This window comes from Zoogloea sp., from assembly GCF_041914405.1.
Classification (GTDB): Bacteria; Pseudomonadota; Gammaproteobacteria; order Burkholderiales; family Rhodocyclaceae; genus Zoogloea.
Genome location: NZ_JAYSDK010000004.1, coordinates 149,114 through 160,963, shown reverse-complemented (window position 1 = coordinate 160,963; position 11,850 = coordinate 149,114). Strand labels below are relative to the sequence as shown.

The following is an 11,850-nucleotide window of genomic DNA, read 5'->3' as shown; positions in this document are numbered from 1 at the left end:
CGTGGAGCGCTGACGTGCCTGCTGCCTCTCTTCCCCGCGAACGTTCCCCGGCCAAGCCGGGCTGGGTTTACCTGGTTGGCGCCGGCCCCGGCGATCCGGAACTGCTGACGCTGCGCGCTTTCCGCCTGCTGCTAGAGGCGGACGTGCTGGTCTACGACAACCTCGTCAGCAAGGAGGTGCTCGACTGCGTGCCAGCCGCCATCGAACGCATCTACGTGGGCAAGAAGGCCTCCAACCATTCGCTGCCTCAAGAAGGCATCAATGCGCTGTTGGTGCGCCTGGCCCAGGAAGGCAAGCGCGTCGTACGCCTGAAGGGTGGTGACCCGTTCATCTTCGGACGTGGCGGTGAGGAAGTGGAGGAGCTGGTGAAGGCCGGCGTACCCTTCGAGGTGATTCCCGGCATCACCGCGGCGGCCGGCATTGGCGCTTACGCCGGCATTCCGCTGACCCACCGGGATTTCGCCCAATCGTGCATCTTCGTCACCGGCCACCTGAAGGATGGTTCGGTGGACCTGGACTGGGACATGCTGGCCCGCCCCAAGCAGACCCTGGTGTTCTACATGGGTATCACCCAGCTGGCGACGATCTGCGCCCAGCTGGTTGCTCACGGCCTGGCCGCCACGACGCCGGCGGCGGTGGTGCGGCGCGGCACGACCAAGGCCCAGCGGGTGGTGACCTCCGACCTGGCCAATCTGGCCGAGGCTGTGAAGGCGGCCGGCATCACCCCGCCGGCCCTGACCATTGTCGGCGACGTTGTCAGCCTGCAGTCGCGCCTGGCCTGGTTCCACCCGGAGGGGAAAGAATGAGCGCGGCCACCTGTCCCGCCCTGTTCGTCGCGGCCCAGGCCTCCGGCCAGGGCAAGACCACCGTCACCGCGGCGTTGGCCCGCCTGCACACCCGTCAGGGGCGCAAGGTCAGGGTGTTCAAGTGCGGCCCGGACTTCCTCGATCCACAGATCCACGCGGTGGCCAGCGGGGCGCCGGTGTACAACCTGGACCTGGGCATGTGCGGTGCCGAAGACGCCGCCTGGCGTTTGCATGCGGCTGCGCAGGATGCTGACCTGATCCTCGTCGAGGGGGTCATGGGCCTCTTCGACGGCGCGCCGTCCGGCGCCGATATCGCGCGCCGCTTCGGTATCCCAGTGATGGCGGTGATCGATGCCAAGGCCATGGCGCAGACTTTCGGCGCGCTGGTGCATGGCCTCGCCACCTGGCAGCCGGACCTGCCGTTCTCCGGCGTGCTGGCCAACCACGTAGGCAGCGAGGGCCACGCCAAGCTGTTGCAGGACAGCCTGGGGCCCGGCATCGCCTGGTACGGTGCGTTGCCGCGGGATGCCGACGCGGCGCTGCCGGAACGCCACCTGGGCCTGCTGCAGGCGGCCGAGATCGTCGATCTGGGCGAACGTCTCGATCGCCTGGCCGATCATCTGGCACGCACTGGCGCGGCGGACCTGCCGCCGCCGGTGAGTTTTCCGGCGGTCGAGCGTCCGCCGGTGGACGCAGCCCTGCGCGGCCGGCGCGTCGCCGTGGCCCGCGACGCGGCCTTCGGCTTCATTTACCCGGCCAACCTGGATACGCTGGCCGAACTCGGCGCCGAGGTCAGCTTCTTTTCGCCGCTGGCCGGCGATGCCTTGCCGGATTGCGACGCGCTGTGGCTGCCTGGCGGTTATCCCGAACTGCACGCCGAGGCGCTGGCCGCCAATGCGCGCTGGCAGGCTGATCTGCATGCCCACGTGGCGGCCGGCAAGCCGCTGCTGGCCGAATGTGGCGGCATGATGAGCCTGTTCGAGACCATCACCGACAAGGAAGGTGCGACCTTCCCCGGTTCTGCCGTGCTGCCCGGCCACACGCGCATGCAGGCGCGGCTGGCGGCCCTCGGCACGCAGGTGGCGGAGCTGCCGGAGGGACGGCTCACCGGCCACACCTTCCATTACTCGAAGAGCGAGACGCCATTGCAACCCCTGACCCGCGCCAGCAGCCTGCGCGGGGGCAAGGACGGCGAGGCGATCTTCCGGCTGGGCCGGGTGACCGCCTCCTACGTGCATTTCTACTTCCCGTCCAATCCGGCTGCTGTCGCCGCACTGTTCGGCGCCTGACTGCCTTGTCAGGCCGGCTGGCGGGCGATCAGCGCTGCCAGCCGGGCCAGTCCGTGGTCGATCTCATCCTCGCTGGCGTGGCTGAAGTTGAGGCGCAGTGTGCCGGTGGCCTCCGGCGCATCCGGGTAGAAGGCCTCACCGGGCATGAAGGCGATGCCCTCCTCGATGGCCAGCGGCAGCAGCTTGCGGGTGTCGATGCGGCGTTTCAGCTGTAGCCAGAAGAACAAGCCGCCCTTGGGCACGCTCCAACTCGCCAGGGCGCCGAAATGGCGTTCCAGCGCGGCTGCAAACAGGTCGCGCTTGTGGCGGTAGAAATCGGCCAGCCCGGCGAGGCGCTCGGCCCGCGTCGGCGATTCCAGCTGCTGCAGCACGAGCCATTGGCTGAGGCGGTTGCTGTGCAGGTCGGCGGCCTGCTTGAGGCGCACCAGATAGGGGAACAGGTCTGCGGAGGCAGCCAGGAAGCCGAGGCGCAGGCCCGGCGCCAGGCTCTTCGAGAAGGAGCCCTGGTAGATCCACGGGCTGTCCGTCAGCGATGCGCACACCGGGCGCCGTTCGCAGGCGTCGTAAACCAGGTCGCGATACGGATCGTCCTCGAACAGCGGCACGCCAGCTTCGCCGCAGGCCGTGGCGAGCGCCTGCCGTTCGGCGGCGCTGTAGCAATACCCGGTAGGGTTCTGGAAGGTCGGGATGGCATAGGCCAGCGCCGGTCGGCTGGCACGGAAGGCCGCGGTGCTCACGTCGGTTGCCGTGAAAGGCACGAAGCGCGCGCCGAAAAAGCGGAACACCTGCAGTGCAGCGAGATAAGTGGGCGATTCGACGGCCACCGGCGTGCCCGCATCGACGAACAGCTTGCCGACCAGGTCGATACCCTGTTGGGAGCCGGACAGGACGAGGATGCGCTCAGGGCCGCAGTCGAGGCCACGGCGGCTGAGTTCTTCAGCGATGCGCGCGCGCAGCTGCGGATCACCCTCGGTGGGACCGTATTGCAGGGCCTCGGCAGGCGCGGCGAGACCGAGTTCGGGAAAGGTCTCGGCGGCTGGCAGCCCGCCGGCGAAGGAGATCATGCCGGGGCGCCCTACGACGGCCAGGATCTCCCGGATCGGCGACGGGTGCAGATCGTGCACGCGGGCGGAAAGGGAGGTCGGCAGGCGCGGGGAGGGGGTAGTCGGCATGGAAGTCTCCAGAAAGAATTAAGTCAATAATATTGACCTATAAATCCTGAGCTTCTTCCGGAATAATGTCAACATGATTGACCTAAATCGCCAGGCCGAGCTCCGCGAGGCCATCGAACTGTTCTATTTCGCCTACCGGGCCTTCACCACGCCGCCGGACGATATCCTGGCGCAGCGCGGCCTCGGCCGCGTGCATCACCGCATCCTGTATTTCGTCGGGCGCAATCCGGGGATTGCCGTGAATGCCTTGCTGACCACCTTGGGCGTCAGCAAGCAGGCGCTGCATGCGCCGCTGCGCCAGCTGGTGGACGATGGCCTGGTGGGGACCGCGGCGGCCGACAACGACCGGCGCGTGAAGCGTCTGCAGCTCACCGCCGAAGGGGCGGCACTGGAGGCGCAGCTATCAGGAACGCAGATGGAGATGCTGGAGAAGGTCTTTGCCGCGGCTGGCCCGGAGGCTGCCGACGGCTGGCGCCGCGCGATGGCGGCGCTGGTGAAGGGGAGCTGAGGCGGGGTTCAGTGACCCTTCAGCGCGTAGATGCCCGGCGCGTTGCGCCAGTAGCCTTTGTAGTCCATGCCGCCGCCGAACAGGAAGCGGTCGGCCACGTCAAGGCCGGTGAAGTCGGCGCGCATGCCGGGGTAGGCCTTGCGGTCGTGGACCTTGTGCACCAGCACTGCCGAATGGACTTCGCGGGCGCCTTCCTGCTTCAGGTAGTCGATGATCGCGGCCAGCGTGTGGCCTTCGTCGAGGATGTCGTCGAGCACCAGCACCGTGCGGTCGCGCAGGTCCTGGGTCGGCCGCACGCGCCAGTCGAGTAGGGTGCCCTGCAGTGCGTGGCCGTAGCGGGTGGCGTGCAGGTAGGCCAGTTCCAGCGGGAAGGGCAGGCGCGGCAGCAGGCGGCCGGCCAGGATCAGGCCGCCGTTCATCACCACATAGACCAACGGGTTCTTGTCCTGCAGGCGGACGGTGATGTCGGCGGCGAGCTGATTGAGGGCGGCGTCCACTTCGGCCGGTGTGCACAGGCAGTCGGCTTCTTCGCGGGCCCGGCGGATTTCCTCGAGGTCGACGGTGGTGGTCATGGCGATTGCGGTGGAAGTCAGGGAATCAGGTTGCGGACGCGGCGCAGCAGCTGCCAGCCGAGCCAGCCGCGGCGTGCCCAGCGGATTGCCGCACGGGGTCGGACGACCAGCGCGAACACCGCGATGCCGCTCAGCAAGGGGGCATTGTGGCGGGCCCAGCGCAGGCCGTCGCCGATGCGGTCGACGCTGTGCAGTACCGGGGCGAAGGCCTGGGCATGGTGGATCAGCGCATCGCGCTGTTCGCTGCAGCGGATCTGCAGGCGCTGCTTGCGCAGCGCGAGTTCGACGAGTTCGGGATTCATTCTTTCGGCCGCAGGGCTTCCCGATCCTGGGCCAGTTCGGCCAGGCTGGAGGCGAACAGGCGCGAGCCCGCTCGCAGCCGCGCGGCAGCCCGGGTGGCGGCCCACACGCCGGCGGCGAACAGCCCGGTGGTGGCGAGGCCGAGGGACAGCAGGCGGTGGCTGTCCCAGAACAGCACGGTCAGGAAAGCCAGCAGGAAGACGAAGCCGAAGCCGATGAAGAGCGCGGCGAGCACGGTGTCGAAAAGAAAGCTGCCGGCGCGCAGCTTCTCTTCCTTCAGCTCGACCGCGAAGAGTTCGAGACGGGTCTGGACGGTGGCCAGACCCGAATCGGCGAGGCCCTTCAGGGACTCGCCGAGGCGCGAGGGCGCGGAATCGCTCATGCGCAACCGGGTTTAGCGGCGATTGACCAGCAGGCCCAGCAGGAAGCCGACGCCGGCGGCGACGCCGACGGCCTTCCAGGGGTTGTCATGCACATAGTCGTCGGTGGCGCGGGCGGCAGCCTTGGTCTTCTGCACGACCGCAGCTTCCAGGTCCTGCAGCTTGTACTTGGCGCTGGTCAGCTTGTCGCCGAGGCGGGCGCGGACATCCGCGACCTTGTCGCCGGCCTGGCCGGCGGTCAGCTTGAGCAACTCTTCAGTGTCGGCCACCACGGCCTTGAAGTCGGAGACGAGTTTGTCTTTGGTCACTTGTGCGTCGCTCATGGTTTTCTCCCAATGAATGGCGTTATCGAAGATTGGTAAGCGGGTTGGAGGTTTGTTGTCGCCACTTGTTCCCGACTTAGGCTAATCCCAATCGAAGTCCGTGGCAATTCATTCTGGCTGGGAGGCGGGCGCGGAGCGGCGCAGGATGCGGGCCAGCCAGCCTTCGATGTCGTCCACGTAGGTATACACCGCGGGCACCACCAGCAGGCTCAGCAGCGTCGAGCTGATCAGGCCGCCGATCACCGCGGTGGCCATCGGCGCGCGGAAGCTCGGGTCGGCGCCGAGGCCGAGGGCGATCGGCAGCATGCCGGCGCCCATCGCCAGCGAGGTCATGACGATCGGGCGGGCACGCTTGCGGCAGGCGTCCACCAGCGCGTCGTGACGGCTGAGCGGTGTGCCGCCGCGGCCGTGACGGGCCTCGATGGCGTATTCGACGAGCAGGATGGAGTTTTTGGTGACGATGCCCATCAGCATCAGGAGGCCGATCAGGGACGGCATCGAGAAGCTGTTGTGGGTGACCAGCAGCGCCACGAAGGCGCCGCCGATGGCCAGCGGCAGGGCCGCCAGTATGGTCACCGGCTGGGTGAAGCCGCCAAACAGCAGCACCAGCACCATGTAGATGCATAGCACGCCGATACCCATCGCCAGCCCGAAGCTGCCGAACAGTTCCTGCATGACTTCGGTGTCGCCGGAATCGGCCAGCGTCACGCCGGGCGGCAGCTTGGCCAAGCCGGGCAGGGCCAGGGCTTCCTGGTAAACCGAGCCGAGTTCGCGTTGGCCCAGTTCCACTTCGAGGGTCACGTTGCGGCTGCGGTCGAGGCGGTTCACCTGGGCCGGGCCGCTGTCCATCGCGATGTCCGCCACGTTGGCGAGGAATACCGGGCCGTTCCGGCCGGGCACCTGCAGGCGGCCGATGGCGGCCAGGTCGGCCCGCTCGGCATCCGGCAGGCGCACGCGGATTGGCACCTGGCGGCGTTCCAGGTTGAGCTTGGCGAGGCCGACGTCGTAGTCGCCGGCGGTGGCGATGCGGATCGTGTCGGCGATGGCCTCGGCGGTCACGCCCAGGTCGGCGGCGCGGGCGAAGTCGGGGCGGATCACCACTTCCGGGCGCACCAGGCTGGCGCTGGAGGTGATGTTGCCAATGCCCTGGAGCGTGCGCAGGTCGCGGGTGGCGGCTTGGGCTGCGATGGCCAGCGTGGCCGGGTCGTCGCTCTTCAGCACCAGCAGCATCTTGACGCCCGAGTCGGCCGGGCCGACGGTGATGCGCATGCCGGGCAGCACGGCGAGGCGCTGGCGCATCTCCATCTCAACGGCCTGCTGGTTGCGATGGCGATGGGTACGGTGGCTGAGAGTCACGGTGAGCACGGCGCGGCGAACCTCAGCGGCGGCACCAGGGTTGAAGCCGTCGCCGGCCGCGCCGCCGCCTACCGAGCTGAGCACGGCCTTCACGTCGGGCATCACGGCTAGGGCTTGGCGGGCCTGTTCGGCGGCGGTCCAGGTTTCCTTCAGCGTGCTGCCGGGCGGCAGCTCCACATTGACCAGAGTCTGGGCGCGGTCGGCAGGCGGCACGAAGCCGGTCGGCAGCAGCGGGATCAGCATTACCGAGCCGACCAGGAAGGCGATCGCGCCGAGCAGGGTCAGGAAGCGGTGGCGCAGGCACCACTCCATCGCCGTCATGTAGCTGCGCATCAGGCGGCGCTCCGGCACCTCGCCGTGGGCCACTGGCTTCAGGAAGTAGGCGGCCATCATCGGCGTCAGCAGGCGGGCAACGACCAGGGAGGCGAGGATGGCCAGCACCGCGGTCCATCCGAACTGCTTGAAGAACTTGCCGGCGATGCCGGCCATGAAGGCGGTGGGCAGGAACACCGCGACCAGTGCGAAGGTGGTGGCGATGACCGCCATGCCGATCTCGTCGGCGGCCTCCATGGCGGCCTGCAGCGGCGTCTTGCCCATGCGCAGGTGGCGGGCGATGTTCTCGATCTCGACGATCGCGTCGTCCACCAGGATGCCGACCACCAGCGCCAGCGACAGCAGCGTGACGGTGTTGAGGGTGAAGCCGAACCAGGCCATGCCGAGGAAGGTGGGGATCACCGACAGGGGCAGGGCCAGCGCGGCGACCAGGGTGGCACGCCAGTCGCGCAGGAACCACCAGACCACCAGCACCGCCAGCAATGCGCCCTCGTAGAGGAGCTGCATGGAGCCGTCGAAGTTCTCCTGCACCGGGGCGACGTTGTTGTAGGCGTGGGCGAAATGCACGCCGGGATGGGCGGCTTCCAGTTCGGCGATGGCCTTGGCGACGCCATCGGCGACGGTGATCTCGCTGGCGCCCTTGGTGCGCGAGACCTCGAAGCCGACCACCGGTTTGCCGTCGAAGAGAGCTACGGAACGGCGCTCGGCGATGGTGTCGGTGATTCTGGCGATGCGATCCAGGCGCACGCTGCGGCCTTCGGACAGCGGGATGTCGATGGCCCCCAGGTCGTGGGCACTGGCCACGGTGGCGATGGTGCGTACGGCCTGCTCGCCGCCGCCCACGTCGCCGCGGCCGCCGGGGGCCTCCTGCTGGGCGCGGCGCAGCTGGCGGGACACGTCGGCAGCGCTGACGCCGAGGGCGGCCATCCGTTCGGCGTCGAGTTCGATGCGCACCTCCCGGGTGACGCCGCCGAGGCGCTTCACCGCGCCGACGCCCTTGACCGCCAGCAGGCGGCGGGTGACCGTGTCGTCCACCAGCCAGCTGAGGGATTCCTCGTCGTGGGTGTCGGCGCGGATCGTCCATGCGCCGAGGGGCCTGCCCGCGGTGACGATCTTGGCCACCACCGGGTCGCGTACGTCGGCGGGCAGGTCGGCGCGTACGCGGCTGACCGCGGCGCGGACCTCGGTCTCGGCCTCGTTGGCGTTCTTCTCCAGTTCGAACTCGATGGCCACCGTGACCTCGCCGTCGAGGATGGTGGTGTGCATGCGCTTGATCTGGGCGAGGGTCGCGATGCTGTTCTCGAGCTTGCGGGCGACCTCGGTCTCCAGCGTGCCGGGGGCGGCCCCGGGCAGGCTGGCTTTGACGGTGACCACCGGCAGCTCAATGTCCGGAAAGTCCTGCACGCCGGTGCTCTTGAAGGCCAGCAGGCCGGCCAGGCTGAGCAGGATGAAGAGCAGGATCGCCGGGACCGGGTTGCGGATCGACAGGGCGGAAAAGTTCATGGCGTGCCGCTCACTTGCTCGGGGCCTGGGGGGCGGGGGCCGTCACCTGGACCAGGTCGCCGTCGTCGAGGAAGCCGGCGCCGCTGGCCACCACCCGCGCGTCTGCGGGCAGGCCGGAGAGGATCTCGACGCGTTCGCCGTCACGCCGACCGACCTCGACCTTGGTCTGTACGACGCGGTTGCCGTCGCCGATGCGGAACACGTAGTTGAAGCCGTCGCGCAGTGCCACCGCCTGGCGCGGCAGGGTCAGGCCGCGGCTGGCGGCCAGCGTGAACTCGCCGCGGGCGAACATGCCGGCCTTGAACGGGGCGCTGACGCCCTTGCCAGCGGCGGCCGGCAGGTCCACATAGACCAGCGCGTTGCGGCTCTGCACATCGACGGTGGGGGCCAGCGTGCGCACCGTGCCCGTGACCCGCTCGCCGCCGGGTGCGGTGAGTTGTACCGGCTGGCCGACACGGACGCGGGCCAGTTCAGCGGCCGGGACTTCGGCTCGCCATTCGAGGCGCTGCCGGCGGATCAGGCGGAACAGCTCCTGGCCCTGGGGCACCACCGCGCCGACGGTGGCGCCGGCGGCGCGGAAGGAGATCACGCCGTCGTCGCTGGCCACCACGCGGGTGTGGCGCACGCGCAGCTCGGCACTGGCAAGACTGGCGCGGGCGGCCTGGCGTCGCGCGTCGGCAGTGGCCTCGGCGGTCAGGTATTGCTGGATCTGCTGGGGGCTGAGGCCGCCGCTGGCTTCCACCGAGCGGGCCCGGGCCGCGTTGGCGCGGGCTTCTTGTAGCGTGGCTTCCGCTTCGGCGAGGCTGGCGCGGGCCTGGGCCTCTTCGGCGAGGGGCACGTCGGCGGCGAATTCGGCGAGCAGTTCGCCGCGCTTGACCGGGCTGCCCACATTGACCTTCACGTCGGCGAGACGGAGGCCGCCGGATTCGGCGCCGATGGAGGCTTCCTGCCAGGCGGCGACGCTGCCGTTGGCGACCAAGCCGCGGGGCAGCTCACGGCCTTCCGGGCTGACGGTGGTGACGGCGAGGGCCGGCTTGGCAGGCCCGGCAGCGGGTTTGGCCGCTTCGGGCGGCGGGGCTTCCGAGGAGCAGGCGGTCAGCAGGCCGGCCAGCAGGCTGGCCATGAGGGGGGCGCGGAGGGACATCATCGGGCGTCGTCCGGGGAGGGGGCTTGAGGGGCTTGGGGGGCGGCGGTGTCGGTGGCGGACCAGCCGCCGCCGATGGCCCGGTACAGGGCGATCCACGCGGAGGCTCGTTCCTGCTCCCACCCGGCCACTGCGGTGTCGGCGGCGAGCAGGGTGCGGCGGGAGTCTTCGAGTTCGAGCAGGCTGGCGAAGCCGGCGCGCTGGCGGGCTTCGGTGGCGCTGTAGGCCTGGCGGTAGCCGGCGGCAGCGCGGCGTACGTCCGCCTCGCGGGTGGCGGCGGCGTCGAGGCGCACGAGGGCTTGTTCGACTTCGCTGACCGCGTTGCGCACGGCCTGGCGGTAGGCGGCTTCGGCGGCGGCGTAGTCGGCGCGGGCAGCGTCCACGTTGGCGGCAACGCGGCCACCGTCGAACAGCGGCATGGCCAGCGTAGGGCTGATCGACCAGGTTGTGGCGGAGCTGCGCTGGCCATTGGTGTTGAGGCGCAGCGGGGTGAAGAAGCCGGCCAGGGTCAGGCGCGGATAACGGTCGGCGGCGGCGCTGCCGATGGCCGCGCTGGCGGCGGCGAGATCCCGTTCCGTGGCGGCCACGTCGGGGCGCTGGGCGAGCAGGCGGGCCGGTAGCGCATCGATGGCGAAGGCAGCAGGGGTCGGGAAGCGCCCGCTGGCACTGGCGAGACGTTGGCGCAGACCGGCCTCGTCGAGCCCGGTGAGGGCGACCAGGGCCTTGATCTGGCGGTCGCGGGCGGCGCGCAGGTCGGCCACCGTGGCGGCGCCGTCGGCGGCGCTGGCGCTGGCGAGGGCCACGTCGGCGGGGGCGTTGAAGCCGGCACTGCCGAGCTTGCGGGTGAGTTCGAAGGTGGCGGCGCGGGAGGCGGCGTCGGCTTCAGCCTGGGCCAGGCGGCGTTCTTGGTAGCGCAGCTGCAGGTAGGCGTCGGCGGTTTCGGCGGCGACCGACACGCGGGCGGCGTGCCAGCGGGCGGCGCTGGCCGCGAGGCGGGCTTCGGCACCTTGTTGGTCACGGGCCAGGCCGCCGAACAGGTCGATCTCCCAGTTGGCCATCACAGAGGCCTGGCGGGTGGTCTGGAAGGTGGTTGGGGCGCCGAAGGTGAAGGCGGCGCGCTTGGCGGCGATGCTGCCATCGACGGTGGGCAGGCCGGCGACGTCCGCTGCTACGGCCGAGGCGCGGGCCTGGGCGATGCGCGCGCGGGCCTGGGCGAGGCTGGCGCTTTCCCGTTCGGCGGCGTCGATCAGCTCGGGCAGCAGTGGGTCGTCGAGGCGCCGCCACCAGTCGGTGAGTTCGGCGATCTGGCCGTTGTGGGGCTGCGGGGCCTGCCAGCCGGCGGGGGCGGGTATTGCAGGCGTCTGGTAGTCGGGGCCGACGCGCGGCAGCACGCCGCAGGCGGACAGGCCGAGCAGGGCAAGCAGCGCGGCGGCGGTGTGCTGGCGCAGGTTCATGGGTTGCTCCCTGCCTGGCGGCGGCGTTGTTGTTCGTTGGTGATCATCGCCAGGGCGCAGCCGGCGAGCCGGTCGGCGAGCGTGTCGACGGCGGCCGCATCGGCCAGCAGTGCGGGGCTGACCCGGTCGATCAGGTCGCGGGCGACGTAGTAGGGCAGCGCCAGGCCGATGATGGAGTGAGCCAGGCGCTGGATGTCGGTGTCCATGCCGGCGAGGCCCAGGTGTTGGGTCAGCAGGCCGGTGAGGCCGGTGTAGAGGGCGGCCAGCTCCGCGTCGTAGTCGTGCCCGAGGACGCCGCTGGGATCGAGCAGTTCGCGGAAGTGCAGGCGCATCACCAGGTCCACTGGCGCGCCGTTCTTCAATGGAGCCAGGAAATCGTGGAAGAAGGCAGCCAGGACAAGCGCCAGCGGCTGATCGACGGCGTCGCCGAGGGGGGGCGTGGACTTGGTGTCGGCGCACAGGGATTCGCTGAACACGGCCCGGTAGAGGCCGGCCTTGTCGCCGAAGTAGTAGTTGATGGCGGCCAGGTTGGCGTCGGCGGCGTCAGCGATCTCGCGGGTCGAGGTCTGTTGATAGCCCTTGGCGGCGAACAGCGGCAGCGCGGCTTCCAGCAGGCGGCGGCGAGCCAGGATGCCGTCGGCGCGGGTCGGCTGGTGGACGGAGGTGGCGGTCATGGCGCGCACGCGCCGGGAGCCGTATCGATGCTCCCG

At 69.9% G+C, this 11,850-nt stretch carries 12 protein-coding genes; 3 read left to right on the top strand and 9 right to left on the bottom strand.

All coding sequences use genetic code 11. From position 1 onward, the window contains the following. The first annotated feature begins 14 nt into the window (after positions 1-14). Together cobA and ACE3RX_RS04040 are read left to right on the top strand one after the other, a co-directional pair. Positions 15-806 carry a uroporphyrinogen-III C-methyltransferase gene (gene cobA, locus ACE3RX_RS04045; protein ID WP_374480573.1) on the top strand — a complete coding sequence of 264 codons (792 nt, stop codon included), beginning with the start codon at positions 15-17 and terminating at the stop codon, positions 804-806. After that, positions 803-2,095 (top strand): cobyrinate a,c-diamide synthase, encoded by a 1,293-nt coding sequence (locus tag ACE3RX_RS04040; protein WP_374480571.1) that lies wholly within the window; start codon positions 803-805, stop codon positions 2,093-2,095. Before cobA ends, ACE3RX_RS04040 begins: the two co-directional genes overlap by 4 nt. An 8-nt stretch (positions 2,096-2,103) precedes the next feature. Here ACE3RX_RS04040 and ACE3RX_RS04035 read toward each other — a convergent pair whose 3' ends face one another. Further along, positions 2,104-3,267, bottom strand: coding sequence for a PLP-dependent aminotransferase family protein (locus tag ACE3RX_RS04035; RefSeq protein ID WP_374480569.1), 1,164 nt, complete (start codon positions 3,265-3,267; stop codon positions 2,104-2,106). A 73-nt stretch (positions 3,268-3,340) separates the two neighbouring features. On the opposite strand from ACE3RX_RS04035, the gene ACE3RX_RS04030 reads away from it, so the two are divergent. Then, complete coding sequence (locus ACE3RX_RS04030; protein ID WP_374480567.1) at positions 3,341-3,775, top strand: MarR family winged helix-turn-helix transcriptional regulator; 435 nt, start codon at positions 3,341-3,343, stop codon at positions 3,773-3,775. Positions 3,776-3,783: 8 nt separating this feature from the next. Here ACE3RX_RS04030 and ACE3RX_RS04025 read toward each other — a convergent pair whose 3' ends face one another. From ACE3RX_RS04025 to ACE3RX_RS03990, 8 genes are all read right to left on the bottom strand, one after another. After that, positions 3,784-4,347: a hypoxanthine-guanine phosphoribosyltransferase gene (locus tag ACE3RX_RS04025; RefSeq protein ID WP_374480565.1), complete on the bottom strand. Its 564-nt coding sequence runs from the start codon at positions 4,345-4,347 to the stop codon at positions 3,784-3,786. 17 nt (positions 4,348-4,364) lie between these two features. Beyond that, complete coding sequence (locus ACE3RX_RS04020; RefSeq protein ID WP_374480563.1) at positions 4,365-4,649, bottom strand: YqjK-like family protein; 285 nt, start codon at positions 4,647-4,649, stop codon at positions 4,365-4,367. Further along, positions 4,646-5,029 (bottom strand): phage holin family protein, encoded by a 384-nt coding sequence (locus ACE3RX_RS04015; protein ID WP_374480561.1) that lies wholly within the window; start codon positions 5,027-5,029, stop codon positions 4,646-4,648. The genes ACE3RX_RS04020 and ACE3RX_RS04015 overlap by 4 nt, the downstream gene beginning before the upstream one ends. 12 nt (positions 5,030-5,041) lie before the next feature. After that, positions 5,042-5,350 carry a YqjD family protein gene (locus ACE3RX_RS04010; RefSeq protein WP_374480559.1) on the bottom strand — a complete coding sequence of 103 codons (309 nt, stop codon included), beginning with the start codon at positions 5,348-5,350 and terminating at the stop codon, positions 5,042-5,044. A 108-nt stretch (positions 5,351-5,458) separates the two neighbouring features. Further along, positions 5,459-8,542 carry an efflux RND transporter permease subunit gene (locus ACE3RX_RS04005; RefSeq protein WP_374480557.1) on the bottom strand — a complete coding sequence of 1,028 codons (3,084 nt, stop codon included), beginning with the start codon at positions 8,540-8,542 and terminating at the stop codon, positions 5,459-5,461. Positions 8,543-8,552: 10 nt separating this feature from the next. Next, positions 8,553-9,689: an efflux RND transporter periplasmic adaptor subunit gene (locus ACE3RX_RS04000; RefSeq protein WP_374480555.1), complete on the bottom strand. Its 1,137-nt coding sequence runs from the start codon at positions 9,687-9,689 to the stop codon at positions 8,553-8,555. Beyond that, complete coding sequence (locus ACE3RX_RS03995) at positions 9,686-11,140, bottom strand: efflux transporter outer membrane subunit (RefSeq protein WP_374480553.1); 1,455 nt, start codon at positions 11,138-11,140, stop codon at positions 9,686-9,688. Before ACE3RX_RS03995 ends, ACE3RX_RS04000 begins: the two co-directional genes overlap by 4 nt. Further along, positions 11,137-11,814: a CerR family C-terminal domain-containing protein gene (locus tag ACE3RX_RS03990; RefSeq protein ID WP_374480551.1), complete on the bottom strand. Its 678-nt coding sequence runs from the start codon at positions 11,812-11,814 to the stop codon at positions 11,137-11,139. The genes ACE3RX_RS03995 and ACE3RX_RS03990 overlap by 4 nt, the downstream gene beginning before the upstream one ends. Between the last annotated feature and the right edge of the window lie 36 nt (positions 11,815-11,850).

Bases quoted from the DNA above. Each gene is read 5' to 3' on its own strand.
- ACE3RX_RS04040 (WP_374480571.1), top strand. From the start codon at position 803: ATGAGCGCGGCCACCTGTCCCGCCCTGTTCGTCGCGGCCCAGGCCTCC.
- ACE3RX_RS04035 (WP_374480569.1), bottom strand. From the start codon at position 3,267: ATGCCGACTACCCCCTCCCCGCGCCTGCCGACCTCCCTTTCCGCCCGC.
- ACE3RX_RS04030 (WP_374480567.1), top strand. From the start codon at position 3,341: ATGATTGACCTAAATCGCCAGGCCGAGCTCCGCGAGGCCATCGAACTG.
- ACE3RX_RS04025 (WP_374480565.1), bottom strand. From the start codon at position 4,347: ATGACCACCACCGTCGACCTCGAGGAAATCCGCCGGGCCCGCGAAGAA.
- ACE3RX_RS04020 (WP_374480563.1), bottom strand. From the start codon at position 4,649: ATGAATCCCGAACTCGTCGAACTCGCGCTGCGCAAGCAGCGCCTGCAG.
- ACE3RX_RS04015 (WP_374480561.1), bottom strand. From the start codon at position 5,029: ATGAGCGATTCCGCGCCCTCGCGCCTCGGCGAGTCCCTGAAGGGCCTC.
- ACE3RX_RS04010 (WP_374480559.1), bottom strand. From the start codon at position 5,350: ATGAGCGACGCACAAGTGACCAAAGACAAACTCGTCTCCGACTTCAAG.
- ACE3RX_RS04005 (WP_374480557.1), bottom strand. From the start codon at position 8,542: ATGAACTTTTCCGCCCTGTCGATCCGCAACCCGGTCCCGGCGATCCTG.
- ACE3RX_RS04000 (WP_374480555.1), bottom strand. From the start codon at position 9,689: ATGATGTCCCTCCGCGCCCCCCTCATGGCCAGCCTGCTGGCCGGCCTG.
- ACE3RX_RS03995 (WP_374480553.1), bottom strand. From the start codon at position 11,140: ATGAACCTGCGCCAGCACACCGCCGCCGCGCTGCTTGCCCTGCTCGGC.
- ACE3RX_RS03990 (WP_374480551.1), bottom strand. From the start codon at position 11,814: ATGACCGCCACCTCCGTCCACCAGCCGACCCGCGCCGACGGCATCCTG.